At 38.6% G+C, this 25,840-nt stretch carries 22 protein-coding genes and 1 tRNA gene; 3 read left to right on the plus strand and 20 right to left on the minus strand.

Annotated features, from left to right (window positions below; genetic code table 11):
* Nucleotides 1–20: 20 nt before the first annotated feature.
* The 17 genes from CLO1100_RS12355 to CLO1100_RS12435 form a co-directional block, all read right to left on the minus strand.
* Nucleotides 21–4,154 (minus strand): kelch repeat-containing protein, encoded by a 4,134-nt coding sequence (locus tag CLO1100_RS12355; protein WP_014314087.1) that lies wholly within the window; start codon nucleotides 4,152–4,154, stop codon nucleotides 21–23.
* Nucleotides 4,155–4,314: 160 nt separating this feature from the next.
* Nucleotides 4,315–4,755 carry a recombinase family protein gene (locus CLO1100_RS12360; RefSeq protein ID WP_014314088.1) on the minus strand — a complete coding sequence of 147 codons (441 nt, stop codon included), beginning with the start codon at nucleotides 4,753–4,755 and terminating at the stop codon, nucleotides 4,315–4,317.
* 139 nt (nucleotides 4,756–4,894) lie between these two features.
* Complete coding sequence (locus CLO1100_RS12365) at nucleotides 4,895–5,830, minus strand: alpha/beta hydrolase (protein WP_014314089.1); 936 nt, start codon at nucleotides 5,828–5,830, stop codon at nucleotides 4,895–4,897.
* A 121-nt stretch (nucleotides 5,831–5,951) separates the two neighbouring features.
* A complete protein-coding gene (locus CLO1100_RS12370) occupies nucleotides 5,952–6,746 on the minus strand; it encodes an ABC transporter permease subunit (protein ID WP_014314090.1) in 795 nt (264 codons plus the stop codon).
* A gap of 31 nt (nucleotides 6,747–6,777) precedes the next feature.
* Complete coding sequence (locus tag CLO1100_RS12375) at nucleotides 6,778–7,581, minus strand: ABC transporter permease subunit (protein ID WP_014314091.1); 804 nt, start codon at nucleotides 7,579–7,581, stop codon at nucleotides 6,778–6,780.
* Nucleotides 7,582–7,586: 5 nt separating this feature from the next.
* Complete coding sequence (locus CLO1100_RS12380) at nucleotides 7,587–8,468, minus strand: ABC transporter ATP-binding protein (protein ID WP_014314092.1); 882 nt, start codon at nucleotides 8,466–8,468, stop codon at nucleotides 7,587–7,589.
* The gene (locus CLO1100_RS12385; RefSeq protein ID WP_014314093.1) at nucleotides 8,465–9,076 is read right to left on the minus strand and encodes a TetR/AcrR family transcriptional regulator; all 612 of its coding nucleotides are present in this window, start codon (nucleotides 9,074–9,076) and stop codon (nucleotides 8,465–8,467) included. The genes CLO1100_RS12380 and CLO1100_RS12385 overlap by 4 nt, the downstream gene beginning before the upstream one ends.
* Nucleotides 9,077–9,261: 185 nt before the next feature.
* Entirely contained in the window at nucleotides 9,262–10,572 is a 1,311-nt protein-coding gene (locus CLO1100_RS12390; RefSeq protein ID WP_014314094.1) for an SGNH/GDSL hydrolase family protein, read from the minus strand.
* Between the two features lie 609 nt (nucleotides 10,573–11,181).
* Nucleotides 11,182–11,748 carry a 5-formyltetrahydrofolate cyclo-ligase gene (locus CLO1100_RS12395; RefSeq protein ID WP_014314096.1) on the minus strand — a complete coding sequence of 189 codons (567 nt, stop codon included), beginning with the start codon at nucleotides 11,746–11,748 and terminating at the stop codon, nucleotides 11,182–11,184.
* On the minus strand, nucleotides 11,741–12,082 hold the full coding sequence (locus tag CLO1100_RS12400; RefSeq protein ID WP_014314097.1) for a hypothetical protein: 342 nt from the start codon (nucleotides 12,080–12,082) through the stop codon (nucleotides 11,741–11,743). The genes CLO1100_RS12395 and CLO1100_RS12400 overlap by 8 nt, the downstream gene beginning before the upstream one ends.
* 77 nt (nucleotides 12,083–12,159) lie before the next feature.
* A complete protein-coding gene (locus tag CLO1100_RS12405) occupies nucleotides 12,160–12,450 on the minus strand; it encodes a hypothetical protein (RefSeq protein ID WP_014314098.1) in 291 nt (96 codons plus the stop codon).
* Nucleotides 12,451–12,551: 101 nt separating this feature from the next.
* On the minus strand, nucleotides 12,552–13,856 hold the full coding sequence (locus tag CLO1100_RS12410; protein ID WP_014314099.1) for an amidohydrolase: 1,305 nt from the start codon (nucleotides 13,854–13,856) through the stop codon (nucleotides 12,552–12,554).
* A 135-nt stretch (nucleotides 13,857–13,991) separates the two neighbouring features.
* Nucleotides 13,992–15,239 carry an adenosylhomocysteinase gene (locus CLO1100_RS12415; protein ID WP_014314100.1) on the minus strand — a complete coding sequence of 416 codons (1,248 nt, stop codon included), beginning with the start codon at nucleotides 15,237–15,239 and terminating at the stop codon, nucleotides 13,992–13,994.
* 233 nt (nucleotides 15,240–15,472) lie between these two features.
* Entirely contained in the window at nucleotides 15,473–15,838 is a 366-nt protein-coding gene (locus CLO1100_RS12420) for a carbohydrate-binding protein (protein ID WP_014314101.1), read from the minus strand.
* A 103-nt stretch (nucleotides 15,839–15,941) separates the two neighbouring features.
* Nucleotides 15,942–17,111, minus strand: a complete 1,170-nt coding sequence (locus CLO1100_RS12425; RefSeq protein ID WP_014314102.1) for an SAM-dependent methyltransferase — start codon at nucleotides 17,109–17,111, stop codon at nucleotides 15,942–15,944.
* Nucleotides 17,112–17,125: 14 nt separating this feature from the next.
* Nucleotides 17,126–17,869 (minus strand): pseudouridine synthase, encoded by a 744-nt coding sequence (locus tag CLO1100_RS12430; protein ID WP_014314103.1) that lies wholly within the window; start codon nucleotides 17,867–17,869, stop codon nucleotides 17,126–17,128.
* A 34-nt stretch (nucleotides 17,870–17,903) separates the two neighbouring features.
* Complete coding sequence (locus CLO1100_RS12435; RefSeq protein ID WP_014314104.1) at nucleotides 17,904–19,316, minus strand: RsmB/NOP family class I SAM-dependent RNA methyltransferase; 1,413 nt, start codon at nucleotides 19,314–19,316, stop codon at nucleotides 17,904–17,906.
* A 140-nt stretch (nucleotides 19,317–19,456) separates the two neighbouring features.
* On the opposite strand from CLO1100_RS12435, the gene CLO1100_RS12440 reads away from it, so the two are divergent.
* The 3 genes from CLO1100_RS12440 to CLO1100_RS12450 all read left to right on the plus strand — a co-directional run bounded on the left by CLO1100_RS12440 (nucleotide 19,457) and on the right by CLO1100_RS12450 (nucleotide 21,458).
* Nucleotides 19,457–19,532, plus strand: a tRNA-Glu gene (locus CLO1100_RS12440).
* Between the two features lie 358 nt (nucleotides 19,533–19,890).
* Nucleotides 19,891–20,373, plus strand: coding sequence for an RNA polymerase sigma factor (locus CLO1100_RS12445; protein ID WP_014314105.1), 483 nt, complete (start codon nucleotides 19,891–19,893; stop codon nucleotides 20,371–20,373).
* Nucleotides 20,361–21,458, plus strand: coding sequence for a DUF4179 domain-containing protein (locus CLO1100_RS12450; protein ID WP_014314106.1), 1,098 nt, complete (start codon nucleotides 20,361–20,363; stop codon nucleotides 21,456–21,458). Before CLO1100_RS12445 ends, CLO1100_RS12450 begins: the two co-directional genes overlap by 13 nt.
* A gap of 253 nt (nucleotides 21,459–21,711) precedes the next feature.
* Here the strand turns inward: CLO1100_RS12450 and CLO1100_RS12455 are convergent, their stop codons facing one another.
* The 3 genes from CLO1100_RS12455 to CLO1100_RS12465 form a co-directional block, all read right to left on the minus strand.
* On the minus strand, nucleotides 21,712–22,383 hold the full coding sequence (locus CLO1100_RS12455) for a GntR family transcriptional regulator (protein WP_014314107.1): 672 nt from the start codon (nucleotides 22,381–22,383) through the stop codon (nucleotides 21,712–21,714).
* Nucleotides 22,384–22,412: 29 nt separating this feature from the next.
* Nucleotides 22,413–24,341: an aconitate hydratase gene (locus CLO1100_RS12460; protein WP_014314108.1), complete on the minus strand. Its 1,929-nt coding sequence runs from the start codon at nucleotides 24,339–24,341 to the stop codon at nucleotides 22,413–22,415.
* Nucleotides 24,342–24,454: 113 nt separating this feature from the next.
* On the minus strand, nucleotides 24,455–25,828 hold the full coding sequence (locus CLO1100_RS12465) for a 2-isopropylmalate synthase (RefSeq protein ID WP_014314109.1): 1,374 nt from the start codon (nucleotides 25,826–25,828) through the stop codon (nucleotides 24,455–24,457).
* Nucleotides 25,829–25,840 lie beyond the last annotated feature (12 nt).

The raw sequence follows: 25,840 nt of genomic DNA on the forward strand, positions 1-25,840 counted from the left end.
GTATCACCCCTTTTTATCCTTTACTGTATGGTGTAGGTAATTTCGGCTGGGCCGTCATGCTTTGCCCTGAGCCTTATACTATTAACAATACCTGACCATACCTGCCAGGACTGTGCAGAGCCATTTTTAACAAACACAATTGTTCCGGGAGCTACCTGTTTTACGGTAATATCAGTGCCGTAAATATCCCCTTCCTGGGTGTCTGTCTTTGGAGTGAAGCCGCAAAGGTCGATTAAATCAAAATCGTTAGTATCGTACTGAATCGAGAATGTGTATTTGTTTAAATCCTGAATGTCTGAACCGGATAAAATCAGGTCAAATTCTTCCCCTGCCGATGAAGTAATGTCATATGTCTGTACTGAATTCAGGGTCTTAATTATCATCGGGGTACTCCATTCACTACAGCCTGAAACACTTCTGGCCCTTACTCTGTAGGTATGGGTTGTATCAGGGGAAATTCCTTTATGTAAATAGCTTGTTCCTGTGCCGTTGTCAATAATTGTTCCGTCAACCTCAATTTCAAATTCCTCCGCACCTGCTACTTTATCCCAACTGACAAGTATCGATGTCATGTTAGAGGAGGATACCACATTTGAAGGTATAGCCGGGCCTTGTGGAAGCGTTGAAACAGTAAATTGACTGCACCATTCTCCTGCGCCTGAACTGTTATTGGCTCTTACCCGATAGATATGTTTTGTCCCTGCCTGAAGTCCTTTGCTTGTATACGTGGTTCCATTTGCGTTCGAAGTTACTACTCCGTCTGCTTCAACATCATAGGATGCGGCACCGTCAATTTTATTCCACATGATTGATATTGAAGTCTTTTTAGCAATACCTGATACATTCGGTACATTGCCGGAAGTAAATTTAGTAGACTTGATTAAGGTATTGCTCCAGTTACCGGTACCACCTTCACTGACCGCCCTGACTCTTATCTCATGTTGGGAATTTGGCTCCAGACCTTCGGCTAAATAAGTTGTTTCTGATATTCGTGTAATAATGGAACCATCAAAATCCAGTTCATAAGTTGTTGCTCCCTCAACCTGCTGCCAGTTGATTGTCATAAAAGTTTCTTCTGAGATTGCTGATAAACCTTGAGGGGTTTGGAGTAAAAATGTATTAACTGTCAATGGCTCTGTCCATTCACTTACCTCTGTGTCACTTTTCGCCCTTACTCTGTAGGTGTGGGTTGTATTTGGCAATAATCCGTTATGTATACAGGAGGTCTCATCTCCGTTGTCGGTAACCGCACCATCAACTTCCACTTCATAGCCAGTTGCATGGGCAACCGGATTCCATGATAATATAACTGAAGAATTATCTGCATTGGCCTTTAGGTTTGAAGGTGTTCCAAATTCATTTGTAAGTGTAGCGGAAACAATTGCGGCACTCCATTCACTTGTTATCCCACTCTTCTTTGCCCTTACCCTGTAAACATGCGGTGTTCCCGGTGCAAGGCTGCTATGGGTATAGGTTGTTCGTGTACCATTGTCAAAGGCAGCCCCATCTACTGATATCTCATAGCCTGATGCTCCAATTACCTTGTCCCATGTAAGAGTTATACTGTTTAGAGCCGGGGTTGCTGAAAGATTTACCGGTACCGGCACCGTATCAAGAAGTGTGGTGGTATTCACATACCCACTCCATTCACTCTTCCCTCCCGGATTAATGCTTCTTACCCGGTATGAGTGATGTGATCCCGGAGTTAGACTGTTATGAATATAGTTGGTATTTGGCCCATTGTTGACCAACACTCCATCCACTTCTATATCGTAGCCGGTTGCACCGGAGACATTGTTCCAGGTAACCGTAACGGAGGTACTCAAAGGTACCGTATTAAGGTTAACCGGTATATCCGGCGAAGCGGGAAGTGTAGATTTTGTGATTGGTGTACTCCAGTTGCCGGGGCCCCCTGCATTTCTGGCTCTGACCCGATATGTATGAGGTGTTCCGGGATTAAGACCAACGTGTGTGTAGACAGTGGCAGTATCAGTATTTACAACTGTTCCGTCAACCTTGATTTCATAGCCTATAGCCCCACTTGAAGCATCCCATGAGACGGTTATGGTCTTATCAGTAGCGGTAGCAATAATATTTGCAGGTGAACCGGGAGGTGCAATAAGGGTTGTCCCACTTACGGAAGAACTCTCAACAGTTTCAATATTTTCAGCATTTCTTGCTTTTGCAATAAAGGTATAGGTTTGCTCAGGAGATAAGCCTGTAACAGTAACCTTTTTGTTTGTAAGAGTAATCCAAGCAGGTGCAGAAGTAAGAGTTCCTTCTTGGGTTACATACTGGCTGCCGTCACTTGTACTAATCTGATATTGAGTCCCGGATGGGTTTTCATCATTTGTCTGAATGTCAATAGAATATGATGAAGGATTGCTTGTGGAAAGTACCGGAACTGCAGCTTTTGTATAAATATTTTTAAAACTGCTTGCAATGTGATTTTTTGCATCCCTTGCCTCAAACTTTGTAGGATATTGAGTATTTGGTGTCAAATTATTCTGGGAGGTGTATGTACCTGAGTTAATCCATGAAGATACTTCGGAGCCGATAGTATATCTGTATGGTTCTACAGCAAGCCCGGATATCCCATCTGTGGCCGACCCGGTAATTGTTATTGTATCCGTTGTTGATGAACCCATAACTTCTCCAAGAGTTGGAGCTGACTTGTCCACTTTGAAATTAATAGTCTGAGTAAACGGCTCGGTAGTCCTGCCGTCTGTAACCTCATAGGTGAATGTGTGAGCCCCTTCTGAAAGTGAACTCATGTCAATTGGATTAAATGATACCGGCTTAGTTTCTGTAGTATTATTTACAGACTTAGTATCCCTTGGTGTCGTTTCATAATCTATGTAGTATTTACACGTCAGGGGATCGTTGTTTTCATCAGAAACAGTTATTTGAGGAACAAAATTTGTGTCTGCTTCGGAGAAAACCTCATTTGGCTTTGGAGAAACAGCTTCAAAAGCAGGATAGTAGTTTATTGAGTATTCTGTTACCCGATCTATAAAATTATTTTCCCCATCCAAACCACCGTAAATATACATTTTACCGTTCATTTCAGTAGCTGAGTTATGTTTATGTGCTATTGGACACGACTTCATTTGGGTCCAGATATCATTTTTGGGATTATATTCCAATAACTGGTTTGTAGCAATTTCATTCGCAAAATATCCACCCGATATATACATTTTATTATTTAGTACTACTGCCGCCGGCTGACCGCATACTTCAATAGGGTTATCTTTTTTCTTTAGCCATGTATTAGCAATTGGATCATATTCCCACAAATTATAATGATATGTGGTATCATATCCTCCATATATGTATATTTTCCCATTTATTACAGCGGCTGATTGGAAACTACGAGCAAAAGGAATACCTGTTTTTTGTTCCCAAGTGTCAGTGATAGGATCATATACTAAAATACTAGTAGCGTTATTACCATCGTTACAACCTCCTATCACATACATTTTACCATTTACTACCACCGCTTCATGTCTACTTCTAGCAGCAGGAGCATCTTTCTTTTTCGTCCATTTAGCAGTTGCCGGATCATATTCCCACAAGTCCTTATTATAGACAACAGATCCCGAGTAGTAATTTATCCCACCAAAAACGTACATTTTACCGTTTATAGCCACCGCAGTGTGTTCCTCTCTGCCACTAGGACCATTGTCGGAGTTTGTAGTCCATGTGTTGGCTGCCAAATCATATACCAATAATTCCTTGTTATATCCAGACCAGTAAGATTTGCCTCCAAAAATATAAATTTTGTTACCTATTGCCACACCATTTGTATATACGTGACCACGAATACTACCCATTACTGTCCACTTCTCATCAAAAGTCGCCTTGCTCCCTTTTACATACCAATACCCATCGGTATACACCCCGTCGTCAGGATATGTACCATCCGGAACCTGAATATCAGACTTCACAAGGGAATTCTTTGTAATTACACCATTAACTACTTTGGTAGTATATTGTGAGTAGTAATACATTGCCGTAACCGCATTAACTTCACTTCCAAACTTTACAAATTCTTTCTTTACTGTGGGATTTCCAATTATAGTAATCCCCGATAACACAATAGCCATTGTCAGCAGCAAAGCAATTATCTTCTTACCCTTTTTGTGCAAAAACATAACATAATCTCCTTTTTTATTGAATTTTGTCAAACTATGGATTATATAATATTACCATCATTTACAACCTCTTTCAATTATGTTCTGTTTTTGTTTTATAGTTTTTTATTTACACATTACAAGTCTCTAAATTCCCTCTAACCCATCCACCTACCCACTTTCAGCAATACATCCATGATGTATTGTACTGCTCGTTGTACCATGTATCTATTCCCACGGTTTCATTGTCCTTGAGGCTGTCATATCTGCCGTCAGAAGTAATTACTCGCACTCCGTATTCCTCCAGAAAGTCAAGGAAAAGCAGCGTTTTGGCATTGTTTCTTCCCAGCCTTGACAAGTCCTTTAATACAACGAGATTTACATTACACGCCATTACGTCTTTTTTCAGTTCTTCAAGGGCATACCTTTCAAAGCCCGCACCTGAAACATTGTCATCCACATAAGTTTTATAGATAGTTCCGAAATTATTCTTTTTCACAAAGTCTGCCAGAAGCTTTTTCTGTGTTTCAATAGTCTCAATATTTTCCTCATTCTCATCTCTGCTTTGCCTTACATATATACCTATATGATAATTGATATCAGGTTTGTTAAATCCAAGCATGGCATCCTCCCCATTTTTACGAATTAATCTGCATAAATACTATTCTATTTATATTCAGTTGTTTTGGATTATAAAAATTGTCCATGAAAAAGGCATACTAACCGATTAACAGTTAGTATGCCTTTATATTTTAGAACTCTTATTTATTATTATTTTTTCCCTCACAAGTAGGAAGCATTTCATCAAGATACTCATTTATTAATTCAGCAGGTTTATGTCCCGGCCTTTCAAATCCAAGTATCATATTACAGTGGGCATAACCTTTGACAATATATAACTTTGAATCTTTTGCTCCTTTTTCAATTAGCTTGTCATGTAATTCTATGGAATTTGTTCTGGGAACCAGCCAGTCATCTCCTCCATGCAATATCAGACAAGGGGGTTCTTTTCCGGTTATATGTGAAACAGGTGAGCATTCAACTTTATTTTCATCTCCTCCCAGCATTGCGATTATTGCCGCATTAAGCATAGGGGGCATGTAATTTTCCGGCAGGTTAAAATCATGAATACCACTTAAAGGTATCCAGCATTTAACCTTTTTAATATCTATATCATATTTTTTGTGCCATTTAACTCCTGTAACAAGAAGAGCCGCCAAATGTCCTCCGGCCGAATGTCCTATTACACAAATTCTATTAGGGTCGCCACCATACTCATGTATGTTTTCCTGTACCCATTTAAGAGCTTTAGCACAGTCTTCTATTATTGCAGGATGTGTCACATTTGGTGATAATCTATAGTTTATAGAAACAACCGTATATCCTTTTTTTATCCAGTCATGTGAAACAAATCTTGTATTGCTTTTATCTTCATTTGTCCAGCCGCCTCCATGTATATAGAATATAACCGGTCGTTTCTTTTTTTCTAGAGTTTTTAAATGGTGAATATCAAGTCTTTGCAGCGGATCCTCACTGTAGGGCCTAGCAAAGTAGTCCTCACGATTAGGATCCGGTGTGGCATAAAGAAACGGATACTCTAGTCCACATTGTCCGTAAAATGCCCAATCCTTCTCCTGGATTGAGTTTAACGGTTCCCCTGAATCTACAAACTGCCTATAATCAGCCTCATAATTCATAATTTCTCTGCCTCCGTATTTTGGTTATGACATTGATTTTTAATTTCAATTTGTAGATTCTACAAAATATTTACAAATTCCTCCTATTTGTACAATATTTTTATAAAATTAACAGCTAATTCTAAACTTTCAAATCCCTGTTCTTATAAAATAAATAAGTTGAACTGACAAAAACTGCGACAAGTACAATACACAAAATTACTATTGTAACGTCAATACCCTTCCCGTCAACTATATCCTTGTAACTGAAATATTTAAAAGGCGAAAAAACATTAATTACGTTCACTTTATCTGTCAAGTCAGTAATCTTGGCTACAATAAAGCTTCCCATAAGTATTCCTGCTGCCACTGACCCTGAAGCTTTTGGCTTTTTCATTACAGAAGCAAGAGCTGCGCCTAAAGACAAAAATACAAGCTGAACAATAAACATGCTCACAAAAAATACTGCAATATTCCCTGTAATGTCTTCTCCCTTGTTATAAGCATTAACCATAATTAACGATGAAACAAAGCTTATCAGGTTAATAATCACCAAATTTACAAAAGCTGCAAAAAACTTTGAAGTAATTACATTTGTACGGGACACAGGTTTCACCATCAAAAATTCTGTGGTTTTGTCCCTTTCCTCTTTTGCGATTATCCCACTTCCCAGCAAAACTGCATGTATAGCAACCGCAAGCTCAATATATACAAACATCATTCCAAAAAAACCGCCGATTGTTGTAACATCGAAAGAACCCATTCCCAATAGTGCCTTCAAGGTATACGGCATTTTTTCAAAAACATCACTGCCTGCCCCGCCTGAAGAGTAAGCAGTATATTTTCCCATACCGCTCAGTATCAATAAAAACATGCAAACACTCCATATAATCAAGGCTTTTCTGTTTGCCTTCAATTCTCTTAAAAAAATATTCATAATAAAGCCTCCTTTAGCTAATCCCGGGCAGTTAACTTACTGCATGGATATCCTTTCTGATATAAATGATATAGCTTGCAACAATGGCCGCAACTACTATTACAGCAGCCGTCACAAGATATGAAGCCTCATAGCCTGCATTTTTTATGATATAGGTTATATCAAAATATTTAAAAGGAGAAATATATCGTGCAGCATCATCACTTTTACCTGTAGAAATGAGAGCACCCACCATATAAAATCCAAAAACCACACCAAGAGATATTGGTAGAACAGATTTCAGTTTTTTGAAAAATACTGAAATAATCAAGCCAATCGCCATAAAAATTATCTGTAGGAATAATAATGTCAGATTTATCATAAAGAACAGTTTATTGTTATAACCTTCCGTCTTAACAGCATTGGCTATGGAAAATGATACAACATAAAAAACAATATTTGTTGCAACTATTGTTGTCAATGCAGCCAACAGCTTTGCAGTCACTATTGATTTTCGGGAAACGGGCTTAACCAGCAGGAAATCCGCCGTACGCTCTCTGGACTCCCTTGAAAGTATGGAAATCCCAAGATTCATACCTTGAATTGCACCGCAAAGTGTAATAAATGAGAATACCATGGAATAAAAACCTAATAAGGATGCAATATTATCAATATTTATTCCAAGCATAGCCCTTATTGTCGGAGGATAATTGGCAAGCAGTTTTTTGAATTCTTCAGCATCAGCAGCTACACTGGGATAAATGCAAAGAAAGAGTGCTGACAAAGCTATCAGACTGATTGTCCATATAGCTGCTGTCTTTCTCATGGATTTAAGTTCATGCAGAAACATATTCATATAAATCAATCCTCCTTTACATAGTAATGCATAAAGATTTCCTCAAGGTCAGGTTCTTCGATTGAAATATTTCTAAGGTCAATATCAGCCATCTTTCCCATAATCAGGTTAATATTTCCTTTAAAGATAAAATTAATGCTTTTACCTTTGCTTTCCAATTTGCTGACACCCTTTATATCAAATACTTCCTTAGGAATAATTTCTTTAGTTTCAATGCTAATCTTCTTATAACTGTTTTCCTGAAGGGTACTCATCTTTTCAAGCTTTATAATCTTACCGTCCTTAATGAAAGCCACTCTGCTGCACATTTTCTGAACCTCACTGAGGATATGCGAGGAAAAGAACACTGTTGCTCCCTTACGGTTTTCCTCTGCAATAAGTTCAAAGAATTTCTGCTGCATAAGAGGATCAAGCCCACTGGTAGGTTCGTCAAGAATAATCAGCTTGGGTTCGTGAAGAAGTCCCTGCACAATACCCACCTTTTTCTTATTTCCGAAGGAAAGATCTTCTATTTTCTTTTTCAAATCAAGATCCATTACTTCTGCAAGTTCTTTAATCCTTCTTGTACAGTCCTTTTTGTAAAAGCTGGCTGAATATTTCAAAAGGTCCATTACCCTCATATTGTCATAGTAAAAAACTTCTGAAGGAAGATATCCCAATTCTTTTCTCACCTCGGGATGTTCGGTGCAGCTTTTACCAAAAATAGTTGCACTCCCCTCAGAGGGATATATCAGGCCAAGGAGCGTTCTGATAGTGGTTGATTTCCCCGCTCCGTTGGGACCGATAAAACCAAAAATCTCGCCCTGCTCTACGCTCAGATTTATATTGTTTATACCTCTTGCTTTACCATAACTTTTTGTAAGATTCTTAATTTCAATGACACTCATAAATACTCCTCCTTATAAAAATTGTTCCTGAGCAAATCCATACATTCATAAAATTCCTTTAACATAACATCTAAATCCAGTGTAGAAAAAGACAATTGACTAGAGTAACCTTCAGCCATCCATATAAGCATTTTTAGTACCAACTTGGGGTCAATACCTTCTTTAAATTTTGAAGTATCCATTCCGTCAAAAGCGATTTTATCTCTGTAATCATCTCCAACGGCAAGCAGGGATGTAATATCTGACTTCACTTCGGGGTCAGACTCAAAAAATACACCGATTAGAAAAGCAGGAATATCAGTATGCCTTTTCATTACTGAAGCTTTAAGTTCGGATGATTGCTTGATTCTTTCAAAGAAATCAGTAACCGTGGAATCAAAGCCATTATTTATTTCATTAATAATTATGTCAGTGCACATTTTTACCAAGTATAGGTATAAATCTTTTTTTGTTCCAAAGTAGTGAAATACCATGGCTTTTGAAATATCAGCAGCTTTGGCTATATCGCTGACAGAGGTTTTCTTGTAGCCATTTGAACCAAATGATTTAAGTGCCGCATCTACAATTCTGTTTCTTTTCTCTTCAGGTAGATTTAAAAACTTATCCAAAATATCACCTCAAAAATTATAAACCGAATCGGTTGATACTAGAATATCACCATAAACCGATTCGGTCAATACATTTATTAAATAAATTGGATTATATATTAAAAAAAGCATAACACCGTATGGACGAAGCCTTACAGGCTACTCGCTTTACGGTTATTATGCTTTTTAATTCATTTAGATGAAAATTACCAACCCAAATCAGTTTTTATAGTTGCAGCAAGCTGGTTTGCCATCAGCTCATGTGTTTTAACGCTGGGATGCCAGTCTTCACCGTAGCCGTTTGATTCAACCTGTACCGGAAATTCTATGAAATGAATTTTTGAATCCCCTGAAGTTTTTTTCTGGTCAACAACACTGGTTATGGCATCCTTGCACTTTGTCAGCTGATCCCATGAAAGCATTGGCCCTACTGCACAATATATATGGGCATCAGGATACTGCCCCCTTATTTTTGTTACAAAGTTTGCATATGCCGTTGCGAAGGTTGTTTTATCAATAGAACCGGTACTAAAGTCATTGGTACCCAGATTGATTACAACCACCTGTGGACTCCATTTGCTTGTATCCCAAGTGAGAGTTGTATTATAAGGAAGTACTCGTGAATAAACAGCAGGCATTAAGTCATTAAGATCCCCGCCATAGTTTTGTACCAACCCTTTTCCTGACCAACAGATAGTCATCGGGTCAGCGTTCAACAGTCTTGAAGTTATTGCTCCATACGCCATATACGCATTTTCATTTTTGCTGGTAAATGACTGATACTGGCTTGTTCCTTCGTTACCGTATCCGCATGTAATAGAATCACCTATGAATTCTATTCTTCTTGTTGAAGGTGAAGGGGCAGGTAACAAGCCACCTCCGGTTACATTAAAGCCTAAAAATTGTGTTTCACCGATTGAAGCTTCAGTTCTTCTGACCAGTTCAATGCTATGTATACCGTCTGTCAGGCCGGAAGCAAGGGTAATCGGTGATGATGACCCTGCAGGAACATTAACAGGTGTTTTTACAACACCGTCGATTATAATATTAAACCAGTTGTCCCCTGATGATTTAATAGTTGCACTGATTGCGGTTCCCGTAAAACTTGCCTTTATAGTTGAAGTACTCCATGCAAACTTAGGGCCTGCAGAATCGCTGGTATCAAATCTACCAACCAACAGTACCCCCGGTTTTGTAGGTGTAGAATTAGTTGGCAGGGTCTTAACTATACCCAACAGATATTGTTTCAAAATAGCAAAGTCCATTGCATCCAACGCACTATCACCATTTAAATCCATATAAAAATAGTAAGTAGTATTCTGGTCCATCAGATATTGCTTTAATTTCATAAAATCCAGAGCGTCCACATTCCTGTCACCGTTGAAGTCACCATATACTCCGGGTGGCTCAAGTGCAGAAACGTTGGTGCTTCCTACAGAAGCAAGAAATAATACAAAAAGAAGTGAAAATACAACTAAAAAAGCCCCTGTTTTTCTTGTCATTGTTATTTTTCTCATATCAAAACTCCTATATTCTTATTTTTTTAAATTAACTTAAAGCTTAATTTTTGAAATATAAATGTCGCCGCATCCCCCCTCTATAAAATAAAGTCAGGAAATACCGGTAGAATACAGGAATATTTATAAGGGTTAATAAAGAATTCAATAAGAAAGAAATATATCGTTAGTAAAAAATAACTTAGTTGTTTATAAAATAAAAACCGGTACTGAATATTAATTACAGAATAAATGTCTCACCTCCCAACTCAGGAAATTCAATTTACAAGAATACTTTAATATTAACTTATATTAAATTCAATATAAAAAATTGTACTCCTTTATACGAATAAAAAATATACACCCAAAAATATTACAAATTACGAGTCAACAACTTAATAATAAGTTCCTTAATATCAATTTTGCCTTTATATATGCTAAGAACTTTTTTCGTTTTTGCTTTTGCCATATGAATACACCTCTAACACTGTTAGAAATACTAGTATATTTATATTCAGTTAATGTTAATTTAAAATTTGTCCTTTAAAAATCAAAAAGGCACAACAATCTGAAGTAACCTGTAACAGGTACGTCTTCGGTGTTATGCCCAAAATTTCGAAAACTGATAATTTAGATATTTCTTTCTTCTGTAATTATAATGTCCATAGGAATATCATGTTCATCGCAGGGTATTTCATCCATTATCTGAAAATCAAAAGCAACCCCTACCTTTAAGCAGTTGTCTGATATTAGTTTCAAAAACCTATCGTAATAACCGGCACCGTATCCCATACGGTTTCTATTTAAATCAAATGCACATCCCGGTGCAATCACAACATTGATTAAATCAGGACTAACTGTATTTTTTTGTCCGGTAGTGGGCTCCAATACACCATAGGTTCCCGGCTCAAGTTCTTCGAGACTGCTTATTTTTACTGCCTCCATGGATTTCCTCTTAGCTTTAACAACACGAGGCACACATACCTGTTTACCTTGAGAAAGCCAGGTATTAATAATATCATGAGTATAAACCTCGCTCCCAAAGCTTACATAACACATCAAGGTTTCTGCACGCTTAACACAGTCCAGCTGATTTAGTTTTTGAGCTATAATCTTGGATTTCTCATGTAAACTATCTGAACTTATATTATTTCTAAAGGAAATGTATTTCTTTCTCATTTCATTCTTATTACACAAATTTCAGTATTCCCCTCCAGTTTAGCCATAAAAAAGCCAACGTACAAAATGTCATAATAGAAACAGCTATTAGTACAGTTCCAAACGACCTTTTATCTTTTGCCTCATCAGATAGAAATACCATTCCCGCAATCAGACCGATAATTTGCCCTAATACGGGAATCAGAACGGTAAGGACGGTTAATACTCCTTTTGTCCAATTACTGATAACCTTACTGTTTATGTAATTTAGATTCCCCAGTAACATTTCCCGTTCAAGACTAGTTACCTCACTACTGTCCCAAGTCAGGTGGTTGTTATCAAAACCCTTGTTATTGCTGTATTCCTGATTCATCTGAATTAACCTCCAAACCTATTATGTTAATATTATAACATAATTTAACAGTCACGGAATGAGACCTTATTATCATTTTATACAGGAACATAATACATTTCAAATAGTCCCTTTACAACGTCTTCATAGTTTGAGTTTGTTATTCTGTATAAGTACCCGTTTTCCATATGTAAATACATAGCTACATCGTATTTCTCGCTGTTGTCCATTAACGCACAAATCATGTCTACTGAATCCAACGGCTTGTAAAAGTCCGTTGCCCATCTGCGAAGTGAACAATCTACCTCCATATCTTTCTCATAAAAGCTATCTAAAAATCGATTTAATTCTCCATGCTTGGTTGTCCACAAACTAATTGTAATTGCCATGACTATTCCCCCGTAAAAAAATCTGAATTGCCCAACAATATATATTTGACATTCATTCGGAATAACCTTTATGTAAATAGTGTCAAAAGCTAAGCCAAGAATTACCTGTCTAGAAGCCTCTTGGACAAGGTAGCTACCTCAAACTTAATTTTTTCTTCATCTATCTGTGTGAATTCACGATTCTTCATCAGAATATTTCCGTCTACTATAACAGTATCCACATCAGCTGCCTGTGCAGAATATACAATCATTGCCATAGGGTCATTTTTAGGGTAAAAGTGAGGTTTGTCAGTGTCAACCAATATTATGTCTGCTTTCATCCCTTCAGATAATATACCGGTGTCGTCAAACCCTATGGCTCTTGCACCATTAACAGTTCCCATTCTAAGAACATCATGGGCCTTCATTAGCTGTGGATTCATAGCGACGCCCTTGTGCAGTATTGCAGCAAGATTCATTTCCTCAAACATATTAAGGTTATTATTGCTGGCAGCGCCATCAGTACCAAGGCATACATTAATCCCCATGTCCATCATTTCAGGAACCCTTGCAATACCGCTTCCCAGCTTTAGATTGCTGGTTGGATTATGAACCACACTTGCCTTCTTTTCCTTCATAATTCTAAGGTCGCTATCGCTGAGGTGAACACAGTGTGCCGCCATAACAGGAACGTCAAGTACACCTGTTTCTCTGCATATCTCAATAGAAGTCATACCATAGTCTTTTTTACTGGATTCAACCTCGGATACAGTTTCAAGCAAATGTATATGAATACCCGTATTCAGCTGTTTAGCCAGCTTAGCCGCATTTCTGAGAGTATTTTCATTAAACAAGTAAACTGAATGTATTTCTACAAAAACCTTTATTCTTCCATTTGCCGAATTGTGATATCTGTTGTAATAATCAATGGTTCCCTGACTTGCGTCCAGTCTTTTTAATTGTCCGTCCTCAAAGAACTGTACCGGGCTTTTGCAAAGGTTTGCTTTTATACCCGTTTCAATTACGGCGCGTGCAACCTCGTCCATAAACATATACATATCTGCAAAAGCAGTAATTCCTGATTTAAGCATTTCGGATATACCAAGCATAGTACCCCAGTACACGTCTTTATCCGTAAGCTTCGCCTCAACCGGAAATATATTGTCAAACAGCCATTTTTCAAGTGCTAAATCATCAGCGTAATTTCTCATTAGCGTCATGGCACTGTGAGTATGGGCGTTTACCAGACCGGGCATGGCAATCTTATTTCTCCCGTCAATTACTTGTCTTGCTTCTGCATTTTCAGGGGGACTGTCTGAAATAAAATCAATACGCCCATCCTTAATTCCTATGTATCCGCCGGTAATCAACGGCTTACTTTCATCATTAGTTATCAATTCAGCATTTTTTATAAGTACGTCAAACATAATATTCATCCTCTCACATTATCAAACAATTACTAAAATACACATTTTAATTAAAAATTAAGCATATTACCGAGATCATATGTAAACACGGTTAATATGCTTAATCTAAATTTTCATAATGCAATTTTAAATTTCTTACTCTGCCCAACTGTTAAGATAATTCGTTTGCTCTTTTGAAAGCTTATCTATTTTTACTCCCCATGATTTAAGTTTCATGGTTGCAACCTTTTTATCAAGATCAGCAGGAACGTCAATTACCTTGTTTCCCAGCTTATTGTAATTTTTTAGCATATATTCGGCTGAAAGCGCCTGAAGAGCGAAGCTCATATCCATAATTTCAGCAGGATGTCCGTCACCTGCAGCAAGATTTACAAGCCTGCCTTCTGCCAAAAGATTTATCCATCTTCCGTTCTCCATCTTGTATCCTGTAATGTTATGTCTCTGAATCTGTTTCTCAACAGCTATTTTCTCCAATTCTTCAACCGAAACCTCAACATCAAAATGGCCTGCATTACAGAGAATAGCTCCATCTTTCATAAGATTGAAATGCTCCGCTTTAATAACATCTCGGCATCCTGTTACGGTTATAAAGAAATCGCCAACTTTTGCAGCATCGGACATTTTCATTACCTTGAAACCGTCCATTACTGCTTCTGCCGCCTTAATAGGATCAACTTCAGTAACAATAACACTGGCACCAAAGCCTTTAGCTCTCATGGCAATGCCCTTGCCGCACCATCCGTATCCTGCAACAACTACATTTTTTCCCGCTACAATAAGGTTGGTTGTTCTGTTAATACCATCCCAAACCGATTGTCCTGTACCATACCTGTTATCAAACAAGTACTTACAGTTTGCATTATTTACCGCAACCATCGGAAATCTCAGTACACCTTCTTTTTCCATGGCCTTTAAGCGAAGTACCCCGGTAGTTGTTTCTTCACATCCACCCATAATATGCGGAAGGAGCTCTTTTCTCTTGGTATGCAGCAGGTTAACCAAATCGCCTCCATCATCAATGATAATATTCGGCTTGTATCCTAAAGCAAGATTTAAATGCTCCTCATATTCTTCCTTGGTTGAATTATACCATGCGTATACATCGAGACCGTCTGCTACAAGGCCGGCTGCTACGTCATCCTGGGTGGATAACGGATTACTTCCTGTAACCGACACCTCTCCTCCTCCGATTGCAAATAACTTTGCGAGATAAGCTGTTTTAGCCTCCAGATGAACTGATACTACAACTCTTACTCCGTCAAAGGGCTTTGTCTCCCTGAACTCATCCTCAAGACTTCTGAGAAGAGGCATGTTCTTTCTTACCCATTCAATTTTCTGCTTTCCTTTATCTGCTAAAGAAATGTCGCGGATAACGCTTTTCATAAACCTAACCCCCATCTTTTAATTATCTGCAGTATATAACACCACAGACAAACTACTGGATAATCAGCATATTGTACCTTTTTACATAATCAAATAACCACATATAAAATATTTTTTCAACACCGGATAATATTATACATATCATAAAAAATAAATATATCCGAATTAACCTATTCTATATTATTGTAAAATATCCTGCAAAAATAGTCAAAATATGATAATTCACTAAATCTTTAACGCTTTATTTTTGGTATATTAGTTTTTTTGGTCACATTTTTCTTTCTCACAGTTTTCTTAGATATGTTAAAAACGTAATTTTCACCGGAATTATTATCCCAGTTATCCGCTGCATCCTTAAAACACATACCACAGGTCTTACCGTCTTTTATATCAATTTCGGCTATAAATGTGTCGTTTTCATTTGTCATTGAGACAAAGTATTTATTTTCCCAGCTTTCTCCGAATCCAACATGAACATATATATTCTCAGCTCCAGCTTGGCAAAGTAACCCGTTATACTTTAGAATTACCTTGTCTCCGCTGTATAAAGTTTTTTTTGATAAAAATACTCCATTATCCTCATAATTTTTCTGTGCCATTTAGCTCCCTCCTTGATGTTTCTTCAACACATAGATAATTAATGCTATTTACCAGAATATTATACTATTGGAATTTACTTTTGTCAAAATCTGCCATATGGAGCTAAAAATATGGCTGTATGAGCTTTTCAATAGTGGGATGTATGCCCAGAGTCTCTTTAAGCTTCTTGTACTCACCTATAAGGTTGTAGTTTATACCTCCTGCTTTTTCCGCTCTTATCATAAGGTTTTTTGGTGTTTCCAGAGGTGAAACATATTCTACGATAGATACCTTATACCCAAGTGCCTCAAGAATCAGTAAACGTATCCCATCCGTAAGTACATCTGCTAAACGCGCTTTCAGAACGCCATGCTTTGTAATACTGTGAAGCATATCAAAAGAATACTGGCTCAATATTTCCTTTTGGCAGCAGGGTACCATAACCATTGCCTTTGCATTGTTCCTCACAGCCAGACTTATCGCTTCATCCGTAGCAGTATCACAGGCATGAAGACTTATTACAAGATGAATATCCTTATCAGCAGTATAATCTCTTATGTCCGTTATTTTAAAATCCATATTCTTGTAGTCAAGGCTTTCTGCAATTTTATGTGATGCATCGATTACCGTTTTAGAAACATCCAGACCAGTAAAATAGCAGTTCTTTTTCAGTACATCCTTAATATAATAGTTCAGTACAAATGAAAGGTATGACTTTCCGCATCCGCAGTCAATTACGTTTAAGCTTCCGTATTTTGAACATAATGTTTTAAGCATACCGTCAACTAATTCAATATAGTGATCAATCTGGTTGTATTTTCTTATCATATCATTTCTTATTTTGCCGTTATCTCCAAGAACACCAATTGCCTTTAAGACATCATCCGCAGGCCCGACTTTTATAAAGTAATCCCTGTTTGCAATCTGTGCGGTTTCATTATGGCCTTTAGAGGATTCTGTAGTTTCTGTATCCTTTGTCCTCATTTTAACATTTTTGTCGTCCGCTTCAATTAATATGGAAGTCCCTCTTTCTTCATATATAAGAGTCAAAGCTTCATAACTTTCGGCAATCTTTGAGACTCTGGCAGAAAGCCATGAAATCTCCAGTTTATCAGTCCTGCCATTATAATTTAAAAGCAGCTTTTCGTCCTTTAGGATTATATTGGCTTCATACTGCTTTGTACCTGATTTAAGCTTTATAACTATACCCTTAAAAAAGCTTGAATTGTCTATAATTCTCTGCTCCAGCCCTGTCAGGAAAAGCACCAGTTTTTGTACATTCTTTTTATTCATATCTCTAACCTCAACTAATTTTTATTATCAATAATTACTGCTTGCTTCAGCAGTTCAATGTCACTTTCTCCAAGTTCCTTACATTCCCCAAGTTTTAAATTCACATCCAATCTAAGGTTTCCCATGCTGAGTCGTTTTAAATAAATTACTTTTTTGCCTACAGCCTCAAACATTCTCTTTACCTGATGGAATTTTCCTTCTACTATTGTGAGCTTTATTTCTGATAAATCATCGGATTTTAATATTTCCAAAGTCGCCGGAAGCGTCTTGTACCCATCGTCAAGAGTTACACCATTACTGAAGGCTTCTGCATCATCCTGATTAACCCTTCCGAGCACTTTTGCATAATACTGCTTTGGAACATGTTTTTTGGGAGAAAGAATTTCATGGGACAGCTGACCGTCATTTGTCATCAGTACAAGACCTTCTGTATCTATATCCAGTCTTCCTGCCGGGAAAAGATCAAAGCATTTGTATTCTTCTGGCAGAATGTCAAAGACAGTTCTTTGCTTTCTGTCGCTAGTAGCCGAAATAACTCCCTGGGGCTTATTCATCATGATGTATATAAACTTGCGGTAATTCAGCCTTTCTCCGTTTATTTCAATAATACTTGCTTCAGGGTCGACATGAATTCCGCTGTCTTTTACGATCTGCCCGTCAACTGTAACCAGACCTTTTTTAACAGCACTCTTTATATCATTTCTTGAACCGAATCCAAAATTTGAAATAATCTTATCCAACCGTTGTTTCTGTTTCAAAATATACTCTCCTTTTTTATAGGAATTTAGCAGCTTAGGACATCTTTCTCCACCCTTTGGGATATAGATTTTTAAGCATATCTCCGGTTTGCTTAGCCCATCCAAGAGGAAATTCATCCACACAAACACCAGTATAACCTTTTTCACCTGAAACCATCAGCGTTTCACCCTTCAAATAACTGTTAACCTCACGTGAATCAGACCTGAAGCTTATAATATTCTTTAGTTCCCTTATATTCATTGATACTGCCAATGAATGGGAAGGTATAAAACCTTTGTTTCCAATTTCGCCAAGATACCAGCCAAATTTTGCAACCTTTAGTCCCGATAAATCAGGACATTCAACGGGCAAATGATACAGATTGGCACCCTTTTGAAATAAATATCCCTCTAGACTCAGGTTTGTGTTATTTTCAACAAATTCACCCAACTGAGAGTTGAATTGTTTTACATCTTTTGTGTCATTTACTTTTAAGGCTTGAGACTTATCTACAGACTTGTATACTGCATTTTCACTCCTGTTTGAGTTTTCTGAGGAATCTTTTTTTCTCAGCAATGCTGCAAAATGCCCTTCGCCATTGAGTTTATGAGGCCATAGACGGGCAGCTTTACCAAAGTCATATCCTCCTTTTGACCATTGAGTACGGCCTCCCTCAATGCCACCGGCTTTTGGTATTTCCAGCAGTTCGTAGCTACCTTTATGTTCGTCCATAAACCTTTCTATCATTAACTCATCCTCTTCAGGTGAGAAGGTACAGGTTGAATATAGTATAATGCCTCCCGTCTTTAACATGGTATCAACCTTCTGTAGAATATCCCACTGCATTCCGCAGCACTTTTCACATTTAAATTTTTCCCAGCTTTTTATGGCATCTTCGTCCTTACGAAACATTCCTTCACCTGAACAGGGCGCATCAACCATTATTTTGTCAAAGTAATTCTGAAAGTTTACAGCCAGTTTATCCGGGGTTTCATTGAGAACTATAGCATTTTTCACCCCTGCCAGCTCAACATTCTTTACCAGTGCCTTTACTCTCTCCGAATTTATATCATTAGCCACCAGCAAACCTTGTCCTTGCATCTGTGCAGCCATTTGGACAGTCTTACCTCCCGGTGCGGCACAAAGGTCTAAAACCCTTTCTCCAGGCTTTACTCCTATAACAGCTCCCGGAAGCATGGCACTGGGTTCCTGAATATAGTATAAGCCTGCATAATAATACGGGTGCCTCCCCGGATTATCTCCCTCCTGATAATAAAAGCCATCCTTGGTCCACGGTACAGGTTCAAGATGAAACGGTGCTATTTTTAAGAATTCTTCCACTGATATCTTCAAAGTATTTACTCTGAGACCATAAAATCTTGGTTTTTTATATGATTCAAGGTAGCTGTCGAATTCTTCACCCATCAGACCTTGCATTTTCTCAACAAATTCAATCGGTAGCTTCATATTACAAATATAACTCCTATGTTTAAATTTTTACAGGAGTTATTATAACACATACTTATAAAAGATTTTATAAAATTTTGTAAACCGCACTTGAAAAATAGAAATTGCCATGCTATAATAGCTTTTGTCATTGAAAAAATGGCCCATTGGTCAAGTGGCCTAAGACACCGCCCTCTCACGGCGGTAACAGGGGTTCGAATCCCCTATGGGTCACCAAAAAGAAGCTTTGCATATTTGCAAGGTTTCTTTTTTTGTACTCAAATAAAAAGTCTTGTCATTTCCCTTAAAATATGCTCGCAGTCCTTCGAGCCTCGAAACACTGTCAAGGCCAAGCATTGTTTTTTCTTCTTCAAAGAACCACCTCCCTTTCGAAAGCTTTTGAGGCAACCCATGTCATTGAGGCGTAAGCTGCGTAAAGGCGGGAGGGAACATGCTTGTCTTAGCGATAAATTGTCTTACTCAGGAAAAGAATATAAAATAAGAAAAAACATTATATGTGAAAACCAAAGGCAGTTCTTGGCCGTCTAATAGCTGACCGGTCAAAAATAACAAGAATCACAAGGGGGATAAAAGAGTGACATGTGTCGAATTTTCAACACGCATCGTCGCAATGATGCAAACACTGTATCGCGTCAGTTATGCACAATTATCACAAAGCTGTGACCGAGACGAGGCGGTTCAGGAATGTTTGTATAAGGCGTGGAAGAAGCGAAATCAACTCAAAGATGAGCGCTATATGCAGACTTGGGTGATCCGTATTCTGATCAACGAATGCCATAATATTCAGAGAAAAAAAGGCCGAGAATTGCCGCTGAATGAAGTGCCTGAACGAGTTGCGCCTGCGGATGCCAATTATGAGCTGCATGATGCGCTGTTCAGTATAGATGAAACGCTCCGTATGCCCATTATACTGCACTATATTGAAGGTTTTTCAATAGGTGAAATTGCTCAAATTTTACGATGTCCCCAAGGCACAGTGAAATCACGCATGCTGCGCGGGCGACAGAAACTAAAAATATTATTATCCGAGGAGGTTCAATTGCCATGCGAGATATGAAAGAATTAAAGAACGCTTTCGGTCAGGCTGATAACAACTTTGTCAACAATGTACATCATATCCTGACAGGTATCCAATCAAAAAAGGACGGAAAACCTGTGAAAAAAATATACTTGCGACTGGCAGCTGTTATTACCATTATCTGCATACTGTCTGCCGGGACTGCTTTGGCTTTTACTAATACTTGGGGAATCCTTGATTTCCTGAGCGGAATAAGAACTAATGTAAAGGTTTTGCCCGAAGCCTCCTCAATTGTACAAAAAGTAGTGCCTCAAGAAGGCAACAAAACCGATATTGCGGCTTTTACAATACGCGAAGCCGTATATGACGGGCAGAGCGTCTATATCGTCCTCGACGTCAAGCCCTCTTCGCCCGATTACCTGCTGCTGGGTCCCGATGCCTATCCGTCCGACCAAATCGCAAATATGGGTCCGATATTCAGCGGGGAAACCGGTACGATTGCCGATTACGCCCGTAAAAACCATAAAGTTATGTTTCAAACATCCGTTATCATCAATGACGCTAACTGCTCCATCTCTTATCTGCTTGAAGAAGACGGAACCCTTGTATATATGCTCGACGGGCGTTATGAAGGTGATTTCACTGCGCCGGATGTAGAATTTAAATGTGTTGCCGTTCCTTTTGTCATGGAAAACGATAAGTACACGAGAGATATGGACAGCAGAAAAGATACAACACTCTCAGTCACGCTCAAAAATACCGGGACTAAAGAAACCAAAACCAGCAAAGAACCCGCCGTCTACGGGAAATGCGGAGTTCGGGTGGACAAAATCACGCTCAAAAGTTCGGCTATGTCAACCTATGCGGAAGTTGAGTTCACTGTCTTAGACAAAGAAAAATACACCGAAACCGACGGTATATTGTTTGAATTTCTTGACATATACGGCGAACGCATTCCTAACGGTGCCGCTTCAGGCGGCGGCATTGAGGAAATCGATGACACTCACTATATCGAAAAGATTTCACTGCAGGCAATGGAGAAATTGCCAAGTGAGGTCATCCTTCGCGGATATAGCTATTTGGATAAGTACCAATACGAGACGCATACGTTTGAAATGAAATAACGGTGTAAGACTAGATAGATATATACTGGACAAAATGAGAGTGACACAGCCAACAGCAAAATCAGGAACGACAGTTAACACCGAAAAAGAAGCATACAGCTTCTGTAAAGGAGCATACAGCTTCTGTAAAGGAGCATGGTGAAAGGTAAAACGTCTGGGCGTATACCTTTGTTTTCTACAGTAACTTAAAAGAAATCAGACATCTAACCATTTAATGGTGAATGGATGTCTGATTTCTTTGTCGCCCATTTTCTTATTTCTGATGTTTTTCATTGAAAATCCTGCTGGCGTTTCTGATATGCTCTACTGTCAGCTTCTCAGCAGTTTCTCCGTCTTTCCTGATTATTGCCTCAAATATTGCACGGTGTTCATCAAGTGCTTTAGCCGGTCTGCCCGGTGTCTCAAATGAATTATTTCTGGCATTTTGTATATAGTGATGAAAAGTACTCAGCATATGCATCAAAGGTCTGCTCTTGCAGGCTCTGAAAATAATATCGTGAAATTTGGAGTCGTATCTCATCAGATGCTCCGCGTCGTTCTTTATAGTATAGAACTCCTCAAATTCAAGAGCTTCTTTCAGTTCAATAATCTCTTCCTCGGTAATCTTTTCAGCTGCCCATCTGGCAGCAAGGCCTTCAATCATTGTTCTGATAGTAAATATGTCTTCAACGTCCTGATCAGTAACACCCTTTACTACTGCGCCTTTGTTTGGTATTGATACTACAAGGCCTTCAAGTTCAAGCTGCCTGATTGCCTCACGTATAGGCGTCCTGCTAACTCCAAGCTCCTCTGAGAGACGCAACTCTATCAGACTGTCTCCGGGTTTGTACGCTCCTGTCAGAATCTGCTTGCGAAGCTGATTGAAAACCCTGCCCCTTAATGAATTTACTAAGTTATCACTTTCATCGTAGTCCAGCTTAGCCATTTTATTTACTCCCCTTAGGGCATATTTTTTTAACCATTGTTTACTTTGGTATAGTTAAGCAATCCGCCTGCAAGAATCATCTGCACCTGTCTGTCTGACAAGGTAACCTTTGCGTTAAACTGTATATTCTTTGTAAGATTCTTAACAACTATAGTATCGGCATTTTTAACCTGTTCTATAGCATTATCTATTGCAAGTTCATCATTCATATCTATTTTATCGTAATCTGCTTCATTTTCAAAAGTCATTGGTATGATTCCAGAGTTTATAAGGTTAGCCATATGAATTCTTGCAAAGGATTTTGCAATAACTCCCTTAATCCCAAGCTGCAATGGTGCAAGAGCAGCATGTTCTCTGCTTGAACCCTGTCCGTAGTTTGATCCTCCGATTATGAATCCGCCGCCATTGGCCTTTGCTCTTGCAGGGAATTCAGCATCACAAGGAGTCAGACAGAATTCAGCAAGGTAAGGAACATTTGATCTGAAAGGAAGCAATTTAGCATTTGAAGGCATTATATGGTCAGTAGTTATATTGTCTCCAACCTTTATCAGAGCTTTACCCTCTACTTTATCTGAGAGTGCTTTGTTTATTGGGAAAGGCTTGATATTCGGGCCTCTAACAACCTCTACATCGCTTCCTTCCTGAGCAGGTTCTACAACCAAATTATCATTTATAACAAACTCTTTAGGCATTTCTATCTTTGGAGCCTCTCCGAGTTCTCTCGGATCGGTTAATACACCTGTAAGTGCACTTGCAGCAGCAACTTCAGGACTTACCAGATAAACCTTTGCAGAAGTAGTTCCGCTTCTTCCTTCAAAGTTTCTGTTAAATGTTCTCAGTGATACTGCATCAGAGCAAGGTGCTTGTCCCATACCGATACATGGGCCGCATGCTGACTCAAGAATTCTGGCTCCTGCTGCAACCATATCCGCTAAAGCTCCGTTTTGAGCAAGCATAGTCAAAACCTGCTTTGAACCCGGTGCAATTACCAGGCTGACATTTGGATTTATAGTCTTGCCCTTTAATATTGCAGCCACCTTCATCATATCCATGTATGAAGAATTTGTACAGCTTCCTATTGCTACCTGATCAACTTTAATTTTCCCGATAGTTGATATCTTTTCTACATTGTCAGGGCTGTGTGGTTTTGCTGCCATTGGCTCAATAGTTGATAAATCGATAACGATATGTTCTTCATATACCGCATCAGTATCCGGCAGAAGTTCAACCCAATCCTGCTCTCTTCCCTGAGCCTTAAGGAATTCCAGTGTTACATCGTCACTTGGGAAAATTGAAGTTGTTGCACCAAGTTCTGCACCCATATTTGTAATGGTTGCTCTCTCAGGTACGGTAAGAGTCTTTATACCCTCTCCGGCGTATTCAACAACCTTTCCAACTCCACCCTTAACAGACATTACCCTCAAAACTTCCAATATAATATCTTTTGCAGTAGACCATGGATTGAGCTGTCCTTTTAGCTCAACCTTACAGACCTTAGGCATTGTGAGATAGTATGGTCCGCCGCCCATTGCAACGGCAACATCAAGACCGCCGGCTCCTATAGCAAGCATTCCTATTCCGCCTCCGGTTGGCGTGTGGCTGTCAGATCCCAGCAGTGTCATTCCGGGTACTCCGAAACGTTCAAGCTGTACCTGATGGCATATGCCATTTCCGGGCTTTGAAAAGTATATACCGTGCTTTGAAGTAACTGTCTGTATATACTTGTGGTCATCAGCGTTTTCAAAACCTGCCTGTAGAGTGTTGTGATCGATATATGCTACTGATTTTTTAGTCTTAACCCTTGGAATTCCAATAGCTTCAAACTGCAAGTAAGCCATTGTTCCGGTAGAATCCTGTGTAAGAGTCTGGTCAATATTTATAGAAATTTCATTTCCTGCAACCATATCCCCGCTAACCAAATGGTTCTTGATAATTTTTTGTGCCAAGTTCAAACCCATTATGAAAATTACCCCCTAATTCATTATATTAATCAATACGATTTACGTTTTTTGTATCCGCTTAATATAATAACATTTTTACGTAAAAAAGCCATACGTTAAATACCATTTTTTCAAGAAGGAATAATATCAGGTGCAATTTCCCTAATACCTTTAAGCATTTCCTTATCGCTGATAGAGGTAATTCTGCCTGCTTGGTACTGGGCATCTACCCATTCTTTTATTTTTCCAACTCTTTCATCTTTTTTGTCAATTAAATCGTTTCCTCTGAATCTGAAATTATTGTTAATCCATAGTGCAATTCCTGCAAGACCGGATGTCTGAGTTATTGCAACACCTATTGGCCTGTTAAGCAGCTTGTCGGTATTGAAAATATTATATATCTCCTCATCCTTCAAAAGTCCGTCCGCATGAATACCTGCCTGTGTAACGTTGAAGTGCCTTCCTACGAAAGGTGTTCTCGGTGGAATTTCATAATCAAGCTCTTTTTCATAGTATTCTGCAATCTCAGTAATAATTCTGGTATCCATACCATCAGTTGTTCCCCTCAGTGATGCATACTCAAATACCATTGCTTCAAGAGGAGTATTACCTGTCCTCTCTCCAATACCGAGAAGGGAACAGTTAACTGACGAGCAGCCATATAACCAAGCTGTTGAAGAATTGCTGACAGCCTTGTAAAAATCGTTATGACCGTGCCATTCAAGTAATTCACTTGGGAAGCCAGCATGATGCCTTAGACCGTAAATTATTCCGGGAACACTCCTTGGCAGAGCAGCACCAGGGTATGAAACACCATATCCCATTGTATCGCAAGCCCTGATTTTTATAGGCACTCCACTTTCATCCATCAATTTTCTAAGTTCTAATGCAAAAGGAATAACAAATCCATAGAAATCAGCTCTTGTTATATCTTCCAGATGGCATCTTGGTTTAATACCTACGCTTATAGCTTCCTTTATAACACTCAGATAACTCTCCATAGCCTGTTTTCTGGTCATTTTGAGTTTTCTGAAAATATGATAATCGGAGCAGCTTACCAAAAAGCCGGTCTCTTTCATTCCCATGTCTTTAGCAAGTTTGAAATCGCTTTTTGAAGCCCTTATCCAACTGGTTATTTCCGGGAAATCATAACCTAATTCCATACATTTGTATACAGCTTCCTTATCCTTGTCGCTGTAGAGAAAAAACTCAGTTTGACGGATTAAACCCTTAGGTCCTCCCAACTGATGAAGATATTCGTAAAGCTTAACGATCTGTTCTACGGTATAAGGCGCACGTGACTGCTGTCCGTCTCTAAAAGTAGTATCTGTTATCCAAATCTCATCGGCAGGGTACATAGGTACTCTACGGTGATTAAAGGCACACTTGGGGACATCGTCATAGTTATATATCTCTCTATATAAATTTGGCTCTGAAATGTCCTGAAGTGAATACTTATACTGAGTTTGTTCCAATGTATTAGATTTTTTGTTGAACTCTATCATTTATCAAACCTC

It is taken from the genome of Clostridium sp. BNL1100, assembly GCF_000244875.1.
In the GTDB taxonomy this organism is placed as follows: Bacteria; Bacillota; Clostridia; order Acetivibrionales; family DSM-1351; genus Ruminiclostridium.